The sequence below is a fragment of the Nocardia gipuzkoensis genome (assembly GCF_021183645.1).
Lineage (GTDB): Bacteria > Actinomycetota > Actinomycetes > Mycobacteriales > Mycobacteriaceae > Nocardia > Nocardia abscessus.
This window is the reverse complement of sequence record NZ_CP089225.1, coordinates 52,570-73,000: the sequence shown is the minus strand read 5'-3', so window position 1 is coordinate 73,000 and position 20,431 is coordinate 52,570. Positions and strand designations below refer to the sequence as shown.

The following is a 20,431-nucleotide window of genomic DNA, read 5'->3' as shown; positions in this document are numbered from 1 at the left end:
CTTTCCGGTTCACGCCAGCGATCGGCACTCGTCGACGAAGCGCACCAGTTCGTCGAGGCGATCGCTGCGTGCGTCCACCGCGCGATCGATCACCTTCACCAGGTGCTCGTAGGCCTCGGTGTGGTCGTAGGCGGCCACGTCGGCGATCTTCAGCGCCCATCGCCAGTAGCCGCGCATGGTGTCGGCCAGTGGCATACGGAAGGTGGCGATCACCTCGCGGATCGGTTCCACGGTGGCGTCGCCCTGGACGCGTAGGTAGCGGCCCACCACGTCGGCCATGAAACTGAAATGCCGCGCCTCGTCGCGCGACAGCCGCGCCAGCACCGCCGCGAGCACCGGGTCGTTCACCACCTCGCGCAGGTGCTGGTAGTACATCTGCGTCGCCTTCTCCTGCACCAGCGCGTAGGCGAAGAACTGCACCGGATGCCGGTACGGCAGGTCGAACGGTTTCTGCCCCTCGATCGCCAGTTCCGTGCGCAGCGCACCGCGTTCGGCGATGCCGGACGCCTCCTGGTAACGGGTCAGCGCGCGGGCGTGCGTGTCCTCCTCGAGTGCCCAGCGGACGGTGAAGTGGTAGAGCTCGCGGTTGTGGATGAACGCGTCCCGGTCCACGGTGTCGTCCACCGGGAAGTAGCGGTGGTAGACGTCGAAGTAGCCGGGCAGATGGTCCTCGATCAGGGTGACGAACTGGACCGCCGACCGCTGGCCCTCGGTGAGCCGGCCCGCGTCGGCGCGGGACCAGTCGAACGCGGTCTCCACATCCCAGGCCCGCGTGGCGGGCGACGCCGCGAGGAACCCGTCCACGGCCGCGACGACTTCGTCCACGGGAATCAGCGCCGATTCGATGTTCATCTTTCGCTCCTCCCGTTCAGCGGGCGTTCCGGCAGGTCAGCGCGTAATGCTTGGTGGTGTAACCCCATCCGGCGTTCGCGATCTCCAGGTAGTGCCGCAGCTTCGCGGCCAAGCCCGGCCCGTGGGTGTCGATGCGTTCGGCGGCGGCGTCGACTCCTGCGATCCAATCGTCGATGGTGCGGCGATAGTGCTCGGTGAGGTCGTCCACCGCGATGATGGAGAATCCCGCGTCCTCGGCGGCGGTCACCAAGTCCGAGAGCGGACGCAGATCGCCCCACCCGAAGATGTCCTCGCGCACGAACTCGGTGCCGTCCTTGGCGTCGAACGCCGTGCGTGCTGCCGCGTTGCGGAAACAGCTCTCCGACACATACAGCGTGCCGCCGCGCCGCAGCACCGCACGGGCCCGGCGGAAGATCGCGCCGAGGTCGGGCATGTGCACGATCGAGCCGAGCAGCGTCACGGCGTCGAATCCGCGCGGCGGCAGGTCCAGTCGCTCGAAGTGGCCGACCCTGGTGTGCACCCGATCCGCGAGGCCACGGGCGCGCGCCTGCTCGGCGATGTACTCGTGCTGGCGCGGCGCCGGGCTGACACCCGTTGTCTCGCAGCCGAATTCGGCGGCCATGAACAGGATCAGCGAGCCCCATCCGCAACCGACGTCGAGCAGGCGTTCGCCGCCGGTCACCCCGAGCCGGTCGGCCACGAATCGCAGCTTGCGCCGCTGCGCCTGCTCGAGCGTGTCGGACTCGGACTCGTAGAGCGCCGAGCTGTACTTGCGCAGCGGGTCGAGGAACTGGCCGAAGACGTCCGGGTCGAGGTCGTAGTGCTGGTTGGTGTCGGCGGTGACCGGCTGGTCGGTGACGGTCACGCCGCAGCCTCGCGCAGCGCCTTGCCGACCACCGTGACGACGTCGTTCAACGAGGACAGGCCGAACACGTCCTGGTCCTCGAGTTCGATGTCGTAGGCGCGTTCGATCTTGGCGACCATGCGCAGCACGCGCACCGAGTCGACGCCCGCCATGCCGCGCAGGTCCAGGTCGGGACGCAGTTCCGACTCCGGGATGCCGGTCTCGGCGGTGGCGATCCCGGTGACCGTGCGCAGGATGTCGTCGGCGGTGTGGGTGGTGGTCATGGGTGGACTCCGTTCGGTACGAGGGCGGTTCCGGTGGACAGGGCGTGGGAGAGCGCGGCGACCTCGTCGTCGCCGAGGGTGAGCTGATGGCGCACGTCGTCGAGCGCGAACGGCTGGTAGGCCGCGGTGGAGCTGGCGCACACCAGGTCGTCGGCGTCACGGATCTCCGCGGACGCCTGGATCGGGCGGGCCTCCTCGGCGCCGGGCAATGTCGCGACACAGTGGTATTCGCGACCCACGAGCAGTGGTGTGAGGAAGCGGGTGCGCTGCGTGACGGTGAACGCCGGGTGGTGGCGAGCCAGGACGATGAGATTGCCCATCACCTCGTCGCAGATCACGCCGATCAGACCGCCGTGCACGACGCCGGGGTAGGACTCGAACTCGCGCCCGAGCCGGAACCGGGCCTGCAGCCCGTCCGGATGGGGGGTGAAACGCAGGCGCAGACCGGTCGTGTTGTGCGGTGAGCAGCCGAAGCAGCGGTAGTCCGGGATCACCGACCAGGGCACCCGGACGGTGTCCACCCCGCTGTGCACGGTCTCCGCGCCGAAGGCGCTGTCGTGGTCCATGGCGTCAGGCGATCGCGTCGGCCAGCGCCCGGCGGACTTTGGCGTTGCTGGACAGATCCAGTCCGGTCATGTTGCCGAAGGTGCGACGGACCTTGTCGTGCAGGACGTCCAGCTCACCCTCGGCGGCGACCTGCTCGAGGAACAGCTCGAACCCGGTGTCGATGGTCTCGTGGTCGCCGAGTTCGCTGATCCCGGCCTTGAACGTGCTGACCGGGTGCTTGATCTTGGCCTCGGAGCTGTACACGTAGAGGGTCTCCAGCACCGAGGGCAGCTCCTCGGGACGCCGCCGCAGCCGCTCGGTGGCATAGTGGATGAACTCGCGCGCGTGGCCCGCTTCGTCGCGACTGGCGTTGAGCAGCAACCCTTTCAGCACGGGCTCCTCGACCCAGTTCGCCACCGCGCGGTAGATGTGGTTGACGGTGAGCTCGGAGATGATGTTGGTGGCCAGGGTCGCCGAGGGGGTGGTGCCCGGCGCGTACGGTTCGCGCATCGAGTCGACGGCCTTGTCGTCCACGCGCTCGCCGAGCGCGTCCAGCCAGGACCGGAACGCGTAGTGGTGCTGCACTTCCTGGTAGCCCCACACCACCGCGAACGTGGAGAAGTCGTAGTCGTCGACGAACTCGTTCATGAACCCGTGCACCGCGGCGATGACGTTGGATTCGCCCATGGTCGCGCTCTTGGCGAGGGTGATGTACTCGGGACGGACCAGAGACTTGTCGACGGCGTCGAGATCGAGGTCGGCCAGCCTCCAATGCAGGCGCTCGTAGTGGCGGAAGACGTCATAGCTGTGCACGAAGAACTCCAGTTCGGTCGGGATTACCGGCGGTGCGTGATGAGATCGCGGGCGGCGAGCCGCTGGAGCTTGCCGCTGCTGGTTCGGGGAATGCTGCGCGGCGCGACCAGGTGGACCCGCACCGCGGCCAGGCCGAGTTCGGCGGCGATCCGGGCGCGAATCGCCTCGGTCAGCGCGTCGGCGCCGGCTCCGGTGCGCTCGGATTCGGCGATCAGCGCGATCACGTCCGCGTCGGGGTCGATCGCCGCCGTGCACCGGCCCTTGTACACACCGTCGAGGCCGCGCACGGCCGCCTCGACGTCCTGGGCGTAGTAGTTCACGCCGCGCACGGTGATCATGTCCTTGCACCGGCCGGTGACGAAAAGCTCGCCGTCGCGCAGGTATCCGAGGTCGCCGGTGCGCAACCAGCCGTCGGCGAACAGCCCGGCCACTCGCGACGGGTCGGCGGTGAGGTATCCGTCGGTGACCGCGTCGCCCTGGATGAGGATCTCGCCGACTTCGCCGTCGGGCAGCGGACGGTCCCCGTCGGCGGCGACGATGCGCAAACGCAGCCGCTGTACCGGTGAACCGACTCCGGCGACCGGCCGAGCGCCCGGCGCATCCGGTGAAACACTCCGTGCGACGGCGTCATCCGACAGTTTCGCCCGATCGACCCACTCGAAGACCGGTTCCCGGCCGAGCGGCGGGAAGGTGACCGCCAGGGTGGCTTCGGCCATGCCGTAGACGCCGAACATGGTGGCCGGACGGAATCCGGCGGGCGCGAAACGCTCGCCGAACGCGACGACGATCTCCCGGGAGATCGGCTCCGACCCGTTGAACGCGATCCGCCAGCGGCTCAGGTCGTAGTCTCGCACCCGGTCGGCGGGCACGGCGGCCAGCAGCGACTCGTAGCCGAAATTGGGCATCGCGGTGATGGTGGCGCCGCTGGCGGCGAATTCGCCGAGCCAGCGCGCCGGGTCCTTGACGAACGCGATGGGGGACCACACGTGTGCGGGAATGCCGCGCAGAACGGCCGAGAGCGTGCCGAACAGGCCCATGTCGTGGAACAGCGGAAGCCAGAAGCCGCCCTGGTCGTCCAGGCTCAACTCGATGCCGGCGCGAATCGCTGCCAGGCCGCTGAGCACGTTGTGGTGGGTCAGGCGAACGCCCTTGGGTGTCGCGGTGCTGCCGGAGGTGAACTGGATGACGGCCAGATCGTCGGGTCCGAGCGCGGGAAGGACTTCGGTCGCAGGCGGTTCGGATTCGAAAAGCGTTGCACTGTCGATGAGTTCGACGTCCAACGCATCGCTCAGCAGCGCGGCGAGGTCGGCGAAGCGATGTGACACCAGAACGGTGCGCATGCCCGCCGCCGCGATGACGGCCGCCAGCTTCTGCGGGTAGCCGCTCGCGGCCCGCGCGCCGGCGGGCAGCGGAAGGGGAGTGGCGGCGCCGCCCGCCGCGGTCACGCCGAACAGGCAGGTGAGGAACTCGGGGGCGTTCGGGCTGAGGATGCCTACCGGTTCGCCGCGCCGCACACCGTGCCGGGCCAGCGCCGTCGCCGCCACCAGGGACAGCCGGTGCAGCTCGGCGTAGTCCACGGTCTGCGACACCGACCAGAACGTGGCGGCCACCGCGGGATGGGCGGCGGCGATCTCGGCGAGGCGGCCGTGCAAGGTTACGGCCGATTCCGCGGAATTCATACCTGCCACGACAACAGCGAATTATGACGGTGCATTGAACTCGTTGTGAATTGATGTCGGCGATAAACAGGGCCGATCAGCCGATCACTCTGCACGATAAAGTATTTCGGCTATGGGGCGATAGGAACGGGTAATCGCCGCCGCGCCGGGCCGCTGGCGAGCACCACGATGGACGAGAAATCTCTTTCGCGTCCCGGAATTGTCCGCAGCGATCCGGCATTTTCGCGCCGCGTCCATTGTCTATTCAGGAGTCGCCGGTGAGTTCCGACCATTCCGCGGTCGAGGAATCGACCCCGGTCCAGCTGGCGGTCGTCGAGAGCGTCGCTCCGCATATGCGGCACAACCCCTACGACAGTTACGGCGTGCTGCGGGCGGCGGGCCCGTTCGTGCCCGGCCCGCACGACACCCACCTGGTGACCCGCCACCACGAGGCGCAGGCGATCATGCAGGACCCCCGCTGGAGCCACGCGGAGGAACCGGATCTGCTGCACGGCGACAGCGAGGTCGAACTGCCCGGATCGTTCCTCTGGATGGAACCGCCGGAGCACACCCGCCTGCGCGGGCTGGTGAGCAAGGCGTTCACCGCGCGCACCGTCAGCGGCATGCGGGAGCGCGCCGAGCGATTGGTCGAAGACCTGATGGCGAAGATGCTCGCCGATCGCGACGTGGACGTGCTAGAGGCGTTGGCGTATCCGCTGCCGCTGACCATGGTGTGCGAGCTGCTCGGCGTGCCTGCCGAGGCGCACGAGCACGTCCGGGAGATCTCCACGAGCATCGCGCGCGGCCTCGACCCCGACGTGCTGCTGTCGAAGCAGGAACTCGACGCGCGCACCCACGCGGTGCACGCCTTCCTAGAATTCTTCGGCGACCTGGTCGAACAGCGGCGTCGCGCCCCGCGCGCCGATCTGATCACCGCGCTGGTACAGGCCGACGACGCGGGCGCCCGGCTCACCCGCACCGAACTGCTCGGCACCCTGCTGATCCTCGTCGTGGCCGGGCACGAGACCACGGTCAACCTGATCGGCAACGGTGTGCTCGCGCTCATCCGCCACCCGGAGCAGTTCGAGCGGCTGCGCAGCTTTCCCGAGCTGTCCGAGCCCGCGGTGGACGAGGTGCTGCGCTACGACGCCCCGGTGCATCTGACCACGCGCACCGCGCACGAGGAGATCACCGTCTCCGGAAAGACGTTCGCGCCGGGCGAGGCGGTGATCGTGCTGCTCGCGTCGGCCAACCGCGACCCGGCGGCCTTCCCCCGGGCCGGCGAGTTCGACATCGCGAGGTATGCGCGAGGTCGAAAAGCCGAGCGGCACTTGTCTTTCGGGCTCGGTCTGCACTATTGCCTCGGTGCGCCGCTGGCCCGGCTGGAGATGCGCACCGTGCTGCGGGCGATCGCCGATCGAGTCGAGTCGCTGTCCCTGCTCGAGGAACCGCCGTACCGGCCGAACGTGGTCGTGCGCGGCATGTCGCAACTGCGTGTCCGGATGGAGGCCCGATGAACACCGTTACGCCCCCCGATGTGACCTTCGATGCTTTCGACCCGAGCGCCCGCGCCGACCCGTATCCGGCCTACCGGCGAGTGCGGGACGCGGCGGCGCTGTTCCCGTACGCGTTCGGCGACGTGCCGGTCACTTTGATCACCCGTTACGAGGAGTGCGCCGCGATTCTGACCGGCGCCGACTGGGGGCACGGCTACGCGGCGGGCATCAGCCCGTTCCGCGACACCACGGCCGCGATACCCGGTTCGTTCGTCCGGATGGATCCGCCCGAGCACGGTCGCTACCGCAAGCTGGTCGCGAAGGCGTTCACCCCACGGCTGATGGCCGAGCTGGCGCCGGTCGCCGGGCAGGTGGTGCGGGAGATCGTGGACGCGGCCCTCGTGCGGGGCGAACTCGACGTGCTCGACGGTTTGGCGGTGCCGCTGGCGGTGGCGATGGTCCCGGTCCGGCTGCTCGGCGCCGACCCGGCCGACGGCGCGAAGTTCCGGGAATGGCAGCTGGCCATCGCGCGCGGCAGCGACCCCGACTCGCTGCTCGGCCCGGAGGACGTCACCGCCCGCACCGCGGCGGCCATGGAGTGCATGGGGTACTTCGCCCGGCTGGTCCAGCAGAAGAAGCAGAACCCGACGCCGGACCTGCTGAGCGCGCTGGTCGCCGCCGGCGCGGACAGCGATCAGCTGACCGAACCGGAGGTGATCGGCATGGCCCTGCTCACCCTGGTGGCGGGCATGGAAACCTCGATCAACCTGATCGGCAACGGCATGCTCGCGCTGCTGCGCAACCCCGGCCAACTCGCCCTGCTGCGGGACAACCCCGAGCTGATCGCGCCCGCGCTCGATGAGATGCTCCGCTACGACGCCCCCACCCAGTTCACCATTCGCGTCGCATTGGCCGACACCACGGTCGGCGAGCATCAGTTCCGGCGTGGCGACGGGGTGGTGGTGCTCACGGCCTCGGCCAGCCGGGACGACCGGGTGTATCCGGACGCGGACAGCTTCGATGTCACCCGCTACGCCGGGAATCGCCCCGCGCGCAAGCATCTCGGCTTCAGCCTCGGCATCCACTACTGCGTGGGTGCGCCGTTGGCGCGGATCGAGGCCGAGGCCGCGGTGGGCGCGCTGCTGGCTCGCGCTCCGAAGCTCGCACCGGCGACCGACGCGATCGAGTACCGGCCGAGTCTGATCCATCGCGGCATCGTGTCGCTGCCGGTGACGATGTGAACGCGACACGGCACGCGGTCGTGCTCGGCGCGGGCGTCGCCGGGCTGCTGGCGGCCCGGGTGCTGGCCGACCACTTCGACCGGGTCACGGTCTTCGAGCGGGACGGCTTCGACGCCGAGGGTATGCGCAAAGGCGTGCCGCAGGCACGGCACCTGCACGGGCTGCTGGACCGTGGCCGCACCGTCATCGAGGAACTGTTCCCCGGATTCACCGACGAGATGACCACCCGGGGCGCGACCCGGGCCGAAGCCCTGGTCGGAACCCGATGGTATGTGGGCGGACTGCGGGCCGCGCCGGCGTCCACCGGGCTCACGTCCCTGATCGCCACTCGCCCGCTACTGGAATCGGTTCTGCGCGAACGCACTTCGGCGTTACCCGTGGTGCGGCTGGTGGCGGGAACCGCGCGCGGGTTGGTCGGTGACGCGCGTGGTGTGCGCGCGGTGTCGGTGTCCGGTGACTCCGGCGTCGAGACGCATGCCACCGACCTCGTGATCGATGCCACCGGCCGTGGCTCCCGGGCCGCGGTGTGGCTCACCGCGCTCGGCGCCGAGTCACCGGACGAGCAGCGGCTGGAGGTGGACCTCGGCTACGCCTCGCGGTTCTACCGGCGGATCGAGGGCCAGCTCGACGGGCACTCGTCGGTGATCATCTCGACCGGTGCCAACGGCCGCGGCGGCGGCGCGGTCCGGGTGGAAGGCGACCGCTGGCACGTCACCCTGGCCGGAATCCTCGGCGACCATCCGCCCACCGACCCGGACGGCTTCACCCGCTTCGCCGCCTCCCTGGCCGCACCGGACATCCTCGAACTGATCACGCGATCCGAACCGCTCGGCGACGCGGTGCCACACCGCTTCCGCGCTCCGGTGCGCAGGCGCTACCGGTCTCGTGCGGCGGTGCCGCGGGGATTCCTGCTGCTCGGTGACGCGCTGTGCAGCTTCAACCCGCTCTACGCCCAGGGCATGGCGGTCGCGGCGCAGCAGGCCGTCGCGCTGCGCGCCGGTCTGCGCGCGGGCGGACCGACGCCCGATCTACCCGCGCGGTTCTACGCGGCGGCGGACAAGGCGCTCGACGTCGCCTGGCAGCTGTCGGCCGGAGCGGATCTCGCGCATCCGGGTGTGGCCGGGCCGCGCACGGTGCGCACGCGCCTCACCAACGCCTACGTCGCCCGTGTTCATCGCGCCGCGCACGTCGACCCGCAGGTGTCGCGGACCTTCTTGCGGGTGGCGAACCTGGTGGAACCGCCGAGAGCACTGCTGCACCCGTCGATGGCGAGACGAGTTCTGCTGCCCAGGCGTCCGCGGACCGGCGCACCGGGAATGAACTCCACCGGTCCCGGAGCCGTTCGAGCGGCTTCGGCATCGCCGCCGGACCCGAGCCATCGCATCCATTCCGATCACTGACCTTTGTCGAACGACCGGCAGCATCGACCAGGTGCTCCGTAAGAAGGGACCACCCGACATGGACTCGTCAACCGCGGGTACGGCTGTCGCGGAACAGGATTCCGCTATCCAGACCGCCCTGGCCCAGCTCTTCGGTCCCGAAGGCAGGCCCGATCCCTACGCCCCCGCCCGGGTGCTGCGCGAGGCGGGCAGACTGCACCGGACCCCGCTGGGCCACTATGTGCTCACCCGCTACGACGACTGCGCCGCCGTCCTGTCGACCACCGCGTGGAGCCACGCGGAGGAGGCGGCGATGATGCATCCCACGGTGTCGCCGGAGGACGCGCCCGAAGAACTGCCCACCTCGTTCCTGTGGATGGAGCCGCCGGATCACACCCGCCTGCGCAACCTGGTGACCAAGGGCTTCACCCCGCGCATGGTGACCAGGCTGCGTCCGCGGATTCTGGAACTCACCGAGCAACTGGTCGACAAAGCCCTGGAAGCAGGCGAATTCGACCTCGTCGAGATGATCGCCTACCCGCTGCCGCTGATCATCGCGTGCGAGCTGATCGGCGTGCCGCCGGACGCCTACGACCAGGTGCATCGGTGGTCGCAGGATCTGGCGCGCGGCTTCGACCACGACTACACGCTGCCCGAGGAGTCGCTGAAGGCCCGCAGCGCGGCCTCGCGCGGATTCATGGGCTACTTCCGGCAATTGCTGAACGAACGCCGCCGCGATCCGAAGGACGACTTGCTCAGTGCGCTGTCCCAGGTCGAGGACCGCGGTGACGTGCTCACCGAACAGGAATTGCTGGCCACCTGCATCACCACGTTCGTGGCCGGGCACGAGACAACGGCCAACCTGGTCGGCACCGGAATGCTGCAGTTGATGCGCAACCCCGAAGCGATCGACACCTTGCGCAAGCGCCCGGAACTGGTGAGCTCGGCGCCTGATGAACTCTTGCGCTTGGAGCCGTCGGTGCAGATCACCACGCGCGCCGCGACCCGCCCGATCACGCTGGCCGGTCACGACTTCGAGCCCGGCGAGGGCGTGGTGGTGCTGATCAACTCGGCCAACCGCGACGACGCGGCCTACACCGATCCCGATCGCATCGACGTCGCCCGATACGCCGATCCGATGAACCCCGCCAAGAAACACCTCGGCTTCAGCCTCGGCATCCACTACTGCCTCGGTGCGCCGCTGGCGCTGCTGGAGATGGAAGTGCTGCTCGAGGTGGTGCTGCGGAAGGTCCGCGACATCGAATTGCTGTCGCAGACCCCGCCCTACAAGCCGAATGTCGTGATCCGCGGGTTGGAAGCGCTGCCGACCCGGTTCACCGCGGTCTGAGCCCGTTCCCTCGGGCCGACCAGGACTCGGCCCGAGGGCGCCGCTCACAGCGACAACAGCACCCGCCTGCCCAGGCGTGGATCGGACAGCGGGCGCAACGCGATTCGTATCAACGCCACCGCGTCGTCGTCGCCCGCGATGCGATTGGCCCGGACGCGGCCGCAGGCCACGCACTGGTGCACCAGCAGCCATTCCCCGTCCGCGCGCGAGGACATGCTCACCGCTGCCATCCGTCCGCGACATGCGGCGGCGCGGTCACCCGGCACTCGATGATCGACATGCCTACTGGCCAGACAGTGCGGACAGTGATTGCGGTGCGCGGTCCCGGGCGCACGTACCGGGATCTCCCTTCTACAGCCGATGCAGCGGAAAATATCGCCGGATTCGCCACCGGCCCCGTGCAGTACCTCTTTGGGACGTTGCGGGCGGCGCCGCTCGAATTTCCTTCGTGGCATGACGCGCGCCTCACAGATCCGCGAATATTTCGAGTGGGAACGGTGGCTCGGCCAACGGCCGAACGGCGATGCGCATCAAGATCAGCTGGTTGTCGTCGCCGGACACCGGGTGCAGCGCCAGCTCGTGACAGCCGGTGCATCGGTGCACGACGGCCCACTCGCCGCTGCGCGACACGGCGATCGAGAGCGGGGCCATGCGCGCCCCGCAGTCGGACCGGCCGCCACCGACCTGATCGCGGGTGTGCCGCGAATTCAGGCAGCTCGGGCAGTGGTTGCGCCTGCTGCTGTCGGGCCCGAGCGTCGTGACGACGAGCCCGCAGCGAACGCAGGTGAAAGTGTCGGTCCGCAGCGACGGGCTGGGACCACGATGAGACGAAGAGGTGTTGCTCGACACCCGGGTACTCCTCACTGAGCGGTGATTGATGCAGCAGGAGAAGACCGAGCGCGCCTCGACGGTGCCGACGGCGTTCCGGCTTGGTCAGGTGTGACCGAACGGGTCGTTCGAATCCACAGGATGGGGCGCGCTCGGCGCTCGCCGGGACATAAACCACTCCTCTCGGGTTCGGTGGACCATCGGCCTCCGAGGTCGCGTCACCGTACCGCCGCACGCGGCCACGCCACCACCGATTTTCGACGGCGTGCACGACGGGCGCGGCGGACGGTGGATCCGATCATGCGACCTCGAAGTCCTCGCCGGAGGGGTCGGCTTCGGGTCACACGGGAACGCGCGACTTGTCGACGCCCGCTGCTTCGAATTCGATGCGAGGTCGCCGCGCGCCGTACGCCGGCAACCAGCGGTTCGCTGAACTACCAGTCGACCACGCCGAGTTCGTGGAGTTTGCGGAAGACCAGCATCGAGCCGGGTGCCACGTGGTCCATGGCGGCGTACTCGCTCACGGTGAAGTAGCGGAGTTCGGCGATCTCGCTGGTGGGGCGCGGATCGCCGTCGAGTTCCGCGGTGAAGCAGGTCATGTGCAGCCGGGTGCCGGGGGAGTGCCCGTACGCCTCGGCTTGGAAGACGCCGAGTTCGTCGTAAGAGACGACGCCGACACCGAGTTCCTCGCGTACCTCGCGGTGCAGCGCCGCCTCGGGCGTCTCGCCGGGATCGATCTTGCCGCCGGCCATGTAGAAGACCTCCTTGCCGGCCGAGCGCGCCTGCAACAGGCGACGATCCCGGACATGGGCCAGCGCGGCGGTGCGAATCACCGGCCCACTGTACTGAGCGGCGCGCATGCGACGGCAACCGGATTTCGGAGCTTCGGCCGCTCAGCGATCGAGCAAGGCGCGGTGCAGGAGTTCGCCGATGCGCCGGTGGATCAGCCGCGAGGCCGCCTGATTGCTGACCACCGCTCCGCCGACCGACGACTCCCGGACCCCGGCCGAGCTGGATCTGCGCTGGCGGCCGATCCGGGAAGCCATCCTCGCATCCGTGTGCCGCGCGAGCCCGGCGACGGCCGCCTAGATCATCTCGCGGGAGATGGCCGCGACCAGGCCGCCGTCGATGACGAGATCCTGCCCGTTGACGTAGGACGCCTCAGCGGAGGCGAGGAACGCGACGGCGTCCGCGACGTCCTCGGCGGTGCCCAACCGGCGGCTCGCCACCTCGGCGAGCACGGCGGCGTGCGCTTCGGGGCTGACGTTGTCGTGGAACATCGGGGTCTCGATGTATCCAGGGCTCACGGAGTTGACCCGAATTCCTCTCGGCCCCAGCTCCGCCGCGAGCGTGCGGGCCAGATTGTGCACGGCCGCTTTGGTGGCCGCGTACAACGTGCCTCCGGGCAGGCCGCGATGCAGCGTCCACGACGCGTTGATGACGATCGACGCGTGCTCCGACAGCAGCGGCAGCGCCTTCTGGATGGTGAAGAACACGCCTTTGAAGTTGGCGTTCACGACGCGGTCGAACTCGTCCTCGGAGATCTCGGCGTGCGGCCGGAAGGACGCGACCCCGGCGTTGGCGAACACGACGTCCAGGCGTCCGTGCCGGTCGCGGATGGCGGCGGCCAGCGCGTCGAGATCGGCGACGCGTCCCGCGTCGCCTTGGATCGCGACCACACGGTCGGCACCGTTCAATTCTTCGACCGCGGCATCCAGCCGAGTCTTGTCCCGGCCGGTGATGACCACCTGCGCGCCCTCGGTGAGCAGCCGTCGTGCGGTGGCCAGTCCCATGCCGCTCGAGCCGCCGGTGACGAGCGCGACCTGACCGTCGAATCGGGAGATGCTGTGTGTCATACGAATCAGCGTGCCGAAGGCCCGGTCCGCGTAACAGTGTCCAGTTGACCTAGGTGTGGCACCACCAGGCTACGGTCACGCCGGGGCGGCGAGTCTGATCCGCATCAGCCCGTCGACCCGCTGCGCGGTCTCGGTGCCGGGTTGCGGGTTGTAGAGCACCAGGAACCAATCCGGGTGGTCGGCCACCGCGAGGGTGGTCGTGTCGAACAGCAGGTCACCCGCTTCGGGGTGGTGTACCGCCTTCACGGCTTGGCTTGGGGCGTCCACGTCGTGGCGAGCCCACAACTCGGCGAATTCCTCGCTCGCGGCGGTGAGCTCGCCGATCACCCGGCCGAACTCGGGGTCGCCGGGGTGGTGCGCCGCATCCGCGCGGAAAGCGGCCACGACCGCGGGCGCGATCGCGCTCCACTCCGCGTGCATGCCGCGGTACCTGGCGTTGGTGAAGAACGAGACCAGGCAGTTGTGGTCGGCGTCGGTGAAACCGAAGACGGTTCGCGCGGTGTCGTTGACCGCGAGCAGATTCCAGGAGCGGTCGCGCAGCACCGCGGGCCGCGAGCCCCACGCGTCCAGCAATTGGCGCAGCTGCGGGGTGATCTCGGCGTCGCCCGTCGCCCCCGACGGCGGCGGATTGAGACCGGCGAGCAGATACAGATGCGTCCGCTCCGGACCGGACAGGCGCAGCGCGGCACCGATCGCGTCGAGCACCTCCGCCGACACGGTGATGTCGCGTCCCTGCTCCAGCCACGTGTACCAGGACACGCCCACCCCGGCGAGCATGGCGACCTCCTCGCGCCGCAGGCCGGGCGTGCGCCGCCGTCCCACCGCAGGCAGGCCGACGTCCTCCGGCGTGAGCCGGGCCCTGCGGGTGCGGAGGAAGTCGCGGAGCTGGTCACGCCGGTGCAGCGCCGCCGAGGATTCGCTGGCCATAGGCCACGGTAACAACCGATGCTCCGGGGCAGTTCCCGAGATACACGGGGAACGCTTCGAGGTCGTTCTGGGTGAGCACCGTTTCGAGCCGCGGCTGTTGCTATTCCTGGTCAGCGCAAGTCGCGAACAAGCACATCGAAATGTGGGGCGTCCGGCCAGGATGGGCGCAGCGATCCGACCCTCTTCCAACTCCAGCGCCGATAACGTTCGTAGGCACGCTCGTTGTCCGACTCGACGAGCAGTGTCGCTCGCCGTTCGGGTCTCGAGCTGAGCATTTCGTCATGCAGAGCACGTGCGATGCCCTGACCAGCATATTCGGCGCACACCATGATCTCGCTGAGCCCGAACGTGCGTGTGCCGTCCTCGGCAGTGAACTCCTCGAGGTCGCCACTGTCGAGTTGCAATCCGGTCCACCATCGTGCATGCGGGGGTAGTGGCCAGCCCCAGATCTGACCAGCGGGCTTACCGTTCACTCGCGCAAGCACATACGCGAACCCGTTGCTACGGGAATCGGTGTAGGAATCGAACCGTCGCATGAATTCCGAGGGCGAGTCGAACGGATCTCCGGAGGCAATGGCATCAACATATGAACGGCGGTATATTTCCTCGACTATCGCACGACGAGAACGAGTTTCGGCAGCGCTGTAGTGCTCGAATTCCAGACCATCCGGCAAGCCGGTCATGCGGTTATCGCTTTCTGAGTCAGTGCGTCGTACAGGTCGCGGAACTCGGCACCGGCGGGCAATCGATCGACCGCTCTCCGAACCGGCTCGAGGCGACGTAGTGTGCGTGTCGACGCTATGGCGGACAGGTCCACCAACGCTGGGAACCCGTGCTCGAGTGCGCCACTGATATCGCCGAGGCGAGCCCTGGTCGCGGCCGACCATGCGCGGACGATCGTGGCGTTACGCATCTCTGCGGGTCGGTCCACGGCAGTCGCGTACAGATCGACAGATCTACGCAGGTCACCCATGTCAGCGTAGCCGCGGGCCTCGTGGTCGGCGATCTCCGAATATGTCACGAATCGCAGCCATTGCGGAACTTCCTCCAGTGGCTCGAACTGCATTGCCTGTTCCAACTCACGCCACGCTGTCGCAACTGCACGCCCGAACGCCCTCCGGTCACCCAGCAGACCGTACGCCTGCGCCTCACGAACGGCGATCAAGGCGTGAATGCGGCCTGGTGGCCGACCACGCATCATGTCGCGGGCACGAGCAGACAGCTGCAATGCCTTGTGGGGACTTCCGCCCAGTCCGGCACGCGCAAGAGAGCAGGATTGATTCGCCGCATACAAGCAAGTGTGTGCGATCAAGTCACTGTCGTCGGCCTCCGTGCCGAGTGCCATGGCGTCCGCAAAACACCGGCGCGCAAGCTGATGCCGATCCCCGTCGTAGGCCAGCCACCCAGCGAGCACCGCAAGTTCTCCGGTCGCGCTGGTGAATGCGTTCCCGACAACCGAGTCGAATGCACCGGTTTCGAGCCAATCTATGGCGTGCGCCAGCTTTTCGACGGCAACATCAACCAATTGGGCTCCGCCTTTGCGCTGATCCTCCTGATCGAGTGCGTCGACTCCAGCCAAGAGCCGTTGGACGTCACTCATACCGATCCGGCCACGGCTTTCGGGGAGAAAGACCGCGACCGCCCCGGCCGTGGCCAGCTTGCCGAACTCACGCCGTTTCACCTCGTCCTCGACTTCCCGCGCAACGATCCCGAGATCATCTGTCCGTGGCGACTCGTCTGCGCCCGAGACCACATTGCCGCTGAGTACAGAATGCCCGTCCTGCAGTGCGGGTGCATTCGCGAGTGCAGCCTGCAACCGTTCGAGCTGGCTAGCGTTGAGCCGCCGAAGCTGCTCGTCCAGCGCCGCTGCCGACTTGCGTACGATCGGGCGATCGGCCCTTGTCTTCCGTTCCCATTTCTGGATGGTCTCGACGTTGAACCCGAGCGTTTCGGCAAGCTCCTCCTGCGTAATCCGCAGAGCGGCAATGCGCAAAGCTCGGACCTCGGTTCGCGTCCATTTGTCGATGACGATCATTGCCACCCCTTGCCCGCGCCTGCGCCGGTCCGTACGGGAAGAGTACAGGCTCCGTACGAGTTCCGTGCCTTCGAATACATACCGAGCACGACCAGGCTGGAGGGAGCCCCGCCGCCGGGTTGATCCGGTGCTCTCATCGGCTCCCCGGCGGCGGGTGCATACCAATCGTCAGCGCGAGGGGAGACGCCTATGCATTCATCGAAACACCCTGGGCACACACCGTTGTCGGTGTGTCACTTCTACCGGCGGGTGTGTGATCTGCCGGCCGAGGTCCGCCCGCCGCATCTGGGGCGGATCACGCTTCGTGCGGGCCGGGTGTGTGGGGTGATGATGCCCGCGTTCATCGGTTCGGAGGTCAAAGCGTGGATGCAGCGCGCGGGTCACCGGTGCGGGCCGGTGCTGACGCATCCGCGTTCGCAGCGTTGGACTTTCCTGACCGGGCCGGACCTGCCGGACGATATTCGGTTGTTCGCGGAGATGTCGCGGTTGAACGTGTCGATCCTGCGTGCCGGAGAGATCGCGTTACCCGGTCCGGGGCAGCGGCCCGGTTTGTTCCGGGCGTGGGTGTACCCACCCCGCGACGCCTACCGTCCGCCGGGGCGGGCCGTGGTCGAAGCGATCCGGGGATGCGCCGCCGAGCACGCCCGGCAACGGCGGACGGTGCCGCGGCCCCGGGCCGGTCGGTGAGCGGTGATCAGGACGCCGAGCGCAACGCCGCCGAACTCGACGTCCTGACCGACGTGATCGGCACTCTGGTGGCCAGCACCGCGGTTGCCGTGCGAGACGGGATGACCGACACCACCCGCGTCCGCCTGATGGCGAGGGTCGTCTTCGCACTGATCTCCAGCGCACGCAATGCCGCAGCGCCGCACACCGGCCGCTTGTATGCCGCGCCGGTGCTCGATCCGATCATCGACAACATTCCCGCCGCCGACGAGATCACCTTTCTGGACCTGTTGATACCCGCGATCATCGGCCAGCACATCACCGGCACCTGACAACAACCCCCAGACCGCCCCGGCACGCCACGCACCCACTGTTCCCCCTTTTGCACGGCAGGGGAAGCAGGCCGTGCCGGGGCACCCGAAAGGGGGAAGGCTGCGCGGACGGGACTCCACATCGGTGTGCCCAACCGAACCCGCCCGCCGGCCTTCCCCCGATCTGCCTCAAACACACTGAGCGACAAGATTATTCGCTACCACGTGACTCCCTTTCACGGAAGGTCCGCCTACGCACACTCCCAGCACGACGCGGAGGATGGGATGACATCCCCGCTACCGAACGAACCGGATGTGCACCTGATCGTGCGGCTACGCGGCTACCACCTGCACTACGCGGCATGCCTCACTGCCGCTTTGATCTTCGTACAGGACAAAGGGGTACGGCACCGCACAGACGGCGTGTCAGTGCGCGGTGGCGTAACCGACCGCTTACCGAGGTTGCCAGGGGAACGGCTGTATGTAGAGCGATGATGGTTCCGTCGGGTCTTCCGACGATTACGACACCCGCCTCCGGCCGTCGCTTGTCCGAGGGTGCGCGCGGCGCGAAACTGTAGTGCTTCGATCATGACGAGAAGGAGGTAGACGTGGGGAATGATGAGCAGATGATCATGGATCTCGGCGTACCCGTCGAGCAGACTAAGTGGGGCATATGGGTCGCCCCTGACCGGCGCGCGGCACAGGTGCGGAAACTTCTCGATCGTGCCGGATTGCCCGGATTGCCGCAAGAGCCATGGGACTTCGAATCGGACGAGGCAGTCCAGATCAGCGACAAGATCGCGGAGCTGTTTCCGGATGCGAAGGCTGTAACACTCGCCGAAAATGCAGACAACGTCGATCAACTGGTGTGCTTCATCGGAGAATGGTTCATCCGGTATCTCGATGCGCGATGGCTCAACCTGGCCGATATGCCGTCCGGCTACAACGACTGCGAAGATATTTCCATATACGACGACATCAAGCCGGGCATAGCTTTCAAATTCGAGGACTGGAAGACCTGCACCGCGGAACTGCTTGTGAACTTCGTTATAGAACATGAGTTCATCGACATAATCGAGCTGGTGTCTGTTGCATTCTGGAGGCTGCGCAAGGGCGGCGCTCCATCGTTCTCCGGTGTGAGCGCCAACTTTCCCGGTCACCCACCTTTCATGTGACCTAAATCAATGCTTGCTTCGTAAGTTTGGGGGCGGGGTATTGCCTGGTGACGGCTACGACAGTGATCGCAACGGATTCGATAACAATGAGCGCGGACGAATCTTCGAAAATGGTGCCGATCGATTCTTCCGCGACCGCGAGAATGGGTATGCCATTCATTCCCGAACTTACGAAGTCGGGAAAGATCGAATTCAATTCGACAAGATCAAGAAAGATCGCGGTGTCACCTACACCATCGAAGAAAAGTCGGGCAGAATCCGGGGGGAGAAAGATGAAAAGCAACTCAGAGCGGTGCGAGAGCTTCTCGATAAGAATAAGAACCACCAGCACGTATTGCGATCCGTCCAAGGTGAGTCGATATCGAAAGAAGCGCAGGAACTCATCGTCGGATTGCTCCGAGACTTCCCGGATCAGTTCACACACCAAGTCATAGCGCGAGCCGATGCCCGCGAGATTTGGGCGCGCGGGCGTGCGTTGGAGCAGGGCCAGCAGCTCGAATTGCCCGGTGTCGGCGAGAAGGCTCGTCAGCAGCGGCAGCAGGAGAAGGCGAAGCGGCAGGAGAAGATTGCGGAGCTGGCGAAGGCACGCGACCGAGCCGAAAAATTCCGGAAGATACAACAGTTCCGGGAAGCCACTGCGCGCGGCCGGGCGGATGCCCCGCAGCAGGCCGAACGCGACCGGCAGGCCCGCGAGCAAACCGAGCGAGCCAGGCAAGCAGGCCGAACGCCGGAAACCGAGCAGGCGCGGGTGGAACGGGACGCAGCCGAACGGGTGGCGCAGGAGTTCCCGCCACCCAGCCAGTACCCGCAACGGGAAGCCGCCGACGCTGGAGAACAAGCGGCCCGAGAAGCGGCCGACGCCGCGAGGGCGGAGCGGGCAGCAGCCGAGGCACGCACGGCAGCGAAAGAACGGGAAGCCGCTGCCTTGCAGGCGCTGAACGAGGCGCGCAACGCGGCGTTCAAGGAGTTGGACGAGAAAGGGCGTCTGTCGGAGGTGGAGAAAATTCTCTGGCTAGGGCAGGCGCAGCATCCACTAGCAGCGGTCAGACAGCCGCCTGGTTCTGCGCCGAGCGTTGAGCGTGGCGGGACCGGGCAAGGACAGGAACGCTCACGCGGACTATCCCGCGAACAATAGCGCTCGGTCGGCTCACTGTGTGGTCGGCTTGTGGTGTCCCAGCAACCGGGCATCCCCTGCGAGCGCAGGCTATGCCCGTTGCGGTAGCTGGTTGCGGTTGGCATCATATGCGCCCATATGCCGCATAATTCAGATGCCGCTGGTGCCAGCCTCGAAGGTTTGTCCGTTGGTGATGCGCTGGGTGCTCAGTTCTTTGTGCCGGGTCGCTCGATACCCGATCTTCTCGCCGGACGCCCGCCCGCAGCGCCGTGGCAATGGACCGACGACACCGAGATGGCTTGTTCGGTGTACGTGGAAGTCTGCGGCCGCAGTCATATCGACCGCGACGCGCTCGCAACCGCATTCGCCGAACGCTGCGAACCCTATCGGGGGTATGGCGCGGGCACCGTCGTCGTGCTACATGAGATTCGCGATGGACGCTCCTGGATCGACGCGGCGGGTGCCGTTTTCGACGGGCGCGGATCGTGGGGAAACGGAGCCGCGATGCGGGTCGCCCCGCTCGGGGCGTATTTCGCCGGGGACCCCGACCGCGCGGCAGTTCAGGCCGCACTGTCGGCTGAGGTGACGCATCAGCATCCGGAAGCGATCGTGGGTGCAATGGCGGTCGCCGTCGCCGCGAGCCATGCTGCGGCGACTTGCGGGAAAGGATGTTCGCCGCGCGAATTGCTGACTGCGGTCGAGCCGTATCTCGTTGATGGCCGGACCGCGACAGGTTTCCGCCGCGCCCAGAAGCTACTGGGCCGATCGACAGCCGAAGCGGCCTACGAGCTCGGCAACGGCTCGCAGGTCAGCGCTCAGGACACGGTTCCGTTCGCCTTGTGGGCAGCGGCTACCTTTCTCGGTGACTATCCTGCCGCTGTAACCGCGTGCATCGAAGCGGGTGGGGATGTGGATACAACGGCCGCTATCGTCGGCGGAATCGTGGCGTCACACACCGGCATTGGATGCCGAGGCGAGACACGGGGGATACCGGAGGAGTGGCTGGCGGCGCGTGAGCCTCTGCCCGCATGGGCGAGTCTTCGGCGGTAGGAGCAGGT

The 20,431-nt window shown here is 67.4% G+C and carries 23 protein-coding genes; 8 read left to right on the top strand and 15 right to left on the bottom strand.

Annotation, left to right across the window (positions count from 1 at the left end; all coding sequences use genetic code 11):
- Positions 1-9 precede the first annotated feature (9 nt).
- From LTT66_RS00330 to LTT66_RS00305, 6 genes are read right to left on the bottom strand one after another with little or no spacing between them, the layout of a single operon-like run.
- Positions 10-852 (bottom strand): acyl-ACP desaturase, encoded by an 843-nt coding sequence (locus LTT66_RS00330; protein ID WP_233063149.1) that lies wholly within the window; start codon positions 850-852, stop codon positions 10-12.
- A gap of 16 nt (positions 853-868) precedes the next feature.
- On the bottom strand, positions 869-1,717 hold the full coding sequence (locus LTT66_RS00325) for an SAM-dependent methyltransferase (protein WP_233063148.1): 849 nt from the start codon (positions 1,715-1,717) through the stop codon (positions 869-871).
- Entirely contained in the window at positions 1,714-1,980 is a 267-nt protein-coding gene (locus LTT66_RS00320) for an acyl carrier protein (RefSeq protein ID WP_043704268.1), read from the bottom strand. The genes LTT66_RS00325 and LTT66_RS00320 overlap by 4 nt, the downstream gene beginning before the upstream one ends.
- Complete coding sequence (locus LTT66_RS00315; protein WP_233063147.1) at positions 1,977-2,546, bottom strand: PaaI family thioesterase; 570 nt, start codon at positions 2,544-2,546, stop codon at positions 1,977-1,979. The genes LTT66_RS00320 and LTT66_RS00315 overlap by 4 nt, the downstream gene beginning before the upstream one ends.
- A gap of 4 nt (positions 2,547-2,550) precedes the next feature.
- Entirely contained in the window at positions 2,551-3,339 is a 789-nt protein-coding gene (locus LTT66_RS00310; RefSeq protein ID WP_233063146.1) for a ferritin-like domain-containing protein, read from the bottom strand.
- Between the two features lie 23 nt (positions 3,340-3,362).
- On the bottom strand, positions 3,363-5,018 hold the full coding sequence (locus LTT66_RS00305; RefSeq protein ID WP_233069525.1) for a fatty acyl-AMP ligase: 1,656 nt from the start codon (positions 5,016-5,018) through the stop codon (positions 3,363-3,365).
- A gap of 257 nt (positions 5,019-5,275) precedes the next feature.
- Between LTT66_RS00305 and LTT66_RS00300 the strand changes: the two genes are divergently transcribed.
- Genes LTT66_RS00300 through LTT66_RS00285 form a run of 4 tightly spaced genes read left to right on the top strand, consistent with a single transcriptional unit; the run spans position 5,276 to position 10,461 of the window.
- Positions 5,276-6,514, top strand: a complete 1,239-nt coding sequence (locus tag LTT66_RS00300; RefSeq protein ID WP_233063145.1) for a cytochrome P450 — start codon at positions 5,276-5,278, stop codon at positions 6,512-6,514.
- Positions 6,511-7,734 carry a cytochrome P450 gene (locus LTT66_RS00295; protein WP_195099171.1) on the top strand — a complete coding sequence of 408 codons (1,224 nt, stop codon included), beginning with the start codon at positions 6,511-6,513 and terminating at the stop codon, positions 7,732-7,734. Before LTT66_RS00300 ends, LTT66_RS00295 begins: the two co-directional genes overlap by 4 nt.
- Positions 7,731-9,134, top strand: a complete 1,404-nt coding sequence (locus LTT66_RS00290; protein ID WP_233063143.1) for an NAD(P)/FAD-dependent oxidoreductase — start codon at positions 7,731-7,733, stop codon at positions 9,132-9,134. Before LTT66_RS00295 ends, LTT66_RS00290 begins: the two co-directional genes overlap by 4 nt.
- A gap of 58 nt (positions 9,135-9,192) precedes the next feature.
- Positions 9,193-10,461, top strand: coding sequence for a cytochrome P450 (locus LTT66_RS00285; protein WP_233063141.1), 1,269 nt, complete (start codon positions 9,193-9,195; stop codon positions 10,459-10,461).
- Positions 10,462-10,505: 44 nt separating this feature from the next.
- Here LTT66_RS00285 and LTT66_RS00280 read toward each other — a convergent pair whose 3' ends face one another.
- The 8 genes from LTT66_RS00280 to LTT66_RS00245 all read right to left on the bottom strand — a co-directional run bounded on the left by LTT66_RS00280 (position 10,506) and on the right by LTT66_RS00245 (position 16,107).
- Positions 10,506-10,916, bottom strand: a complete 411-nt coding sequence (locus tag LTT66_RS00280; RefSeq protein ID WP_233063139.1) for an RNHCP domain-containing protein — start codon at positions 10,914-10,916, stop codon at positions 10,506-10,508.
- Positions 10,917-10,926: 10 nt separating this feature from the next.
- Positions 10,927-11,310, bottom strand: a complete 384-nt coding sequence (locus LTT66_RS00275) for an RNHCP domain-containing protein (protein ID WP_233063138.1) — start codon at positions 11,308-11,310, stop codon at positions 10,927-10,929.
- 413 nt (positions 11,311-11,723) lie between these two features.
- Positions 11,724-12,149, bottom strand: a complete 426-nt coding sequence (locus LTT66_RS00270; RefSeq protein ID WP_233063137.1) for an NUDIX hydrolase — start codon at positions 12,147-12,149, stop codon at positions 11,724-11,726.
- A gap of 33 nt (positions 12,150-12,182) precedes the next feature.
- Positions 12,183-12,335 (bottom strand): hypothetical protein, encoded by a 153-nt coding sequence (locus tag LTT66_RS00265; RefSeq protein WP_233063136.1) that lies wholly within the window; start codon positions 12,333-12,335, stop codon positions 12,183-12,185.
- 39 nt (positions 12,336-12,374) lie between these two features.
- Complete coding sequence (locus LTT66_RS00260) at positions 12,375-13,145, bottom strand: glucose 1-dehydrogenase (protein ID WP_233063135.1); 771 nt, start codon at positions 13,143-13,145, stop codon at positions 12,375-12,377.
- Between the two features lie 75 nt (positions 13,146-13,220).
- Entirely contained in the window at positions 13,221-14,072 is an 852-nt protein-coding gene (locus tag LTT66_RS00255; RefSeq protein ID WP_233063134.1) for a helix-turn-helix transcriptional regulator, read from the bottom strand.
- A gap of 110 nt (positions 14,073-14,182) precedes the next feature.
- Positions 14,183-14,755 (bottom strand): GNAT family N-acetyltransferase, encoded by a 573-nt coding sequence (locus tag LTT66_RS00250; protein WP_233063133.1) that lies wholly within the window; start codon positions 14,753-14,755, stop codon positions 14,183-14,185.
- Positions 14,752-16,107, bottom strand: a complete 1,356-nt coding sequence (locus LTT66_RS00245) for a helix-turn-helix domain-containing protein (protein ID WP_233063132.1) — start codon at positions 16,105-16,107, stop codon at positions 14,752-14,754. The genes LTT66_RS00250 and LTT66_RS00245 overlap by 4 nt, the downstream gene beginning before the upstream one ends.
- Positions 16,108-16,296: 189 nt before the next feature.
- Between LTT66_RS00245 and LTT66_RS00240 the strand changes: the two genes are divergently transcribed.
- From LTT66_RS00240 to LTT66_RS00230, 3 genes are all read left to right on the top strand, one after another.
- Positions 16,297-16,794, top strand: coding sequence for a DNA-directed RNA polymerase subunit beta (locus LTT66_RS00240; RefSeq protein ID WP_233063131.1), 498 nt, complete (start codon positions 16,297-16,299; stop codon positions 16,792-16,794).
- Entirely contained in the window at positions 16,791-17,105 is a 315-nt protein-coding gene (locus LTT66_RS00235) for a hypothetical protein (protein ID WP_233063130.1), read from the top strand. The genes LTT66_RS00240 and LTT66_RS00235 overlap by 4 nt, the downstream gene beginning before the upstream one ends.
- Positions 17,106-17,692: 587 nt before the next feature.
- The gene (locus LTT66_RS00230) at positions 17,693-18,259 is read left to right on the top strand and encodes a hypothetical protein (protein WP_233063129.1); all 567 of its coding nucleotides are present in this window, start codon (positions 17,693-17,695) and stop codon (positions 18,257-18,259) included.
- A 1-nt stretch (position 18,260) separates the two neighbouring features.
- Here the strand turns inward: LTT66_RS00230 and LTT66_RS00225 are convergent, their stop codons facing one another.
- Complete coding sequence (locus tag LTT66_RS00225) at positions 18,261-19,097, bottom strand: hypothetical protein (RefSeq protein ID WP_233063128.1); 837 nt, start codon at positions 19,095-19,097, stop codon at positions 18,261-18,263.
- Positions 19,098-19,511: 414 nt separating this feature from the next.
- On the opposite strand from LTT66_RS00225, the gene LTT66_RS00220 reads away from it, so the two are divergent.
- Positions 19,512-20,423, top strand: coding sequence for an ADP-ribosylglycohydrolase family protein (locus LTT66_RS00220; RefSeq protein WP_233063126.1), 912 nt, complete (start codon positions 19,512-19,514; stop codon positions 20,421-20,423).
- Positions 20,424-20,431 lie beyond the last annotated feature (8 nt).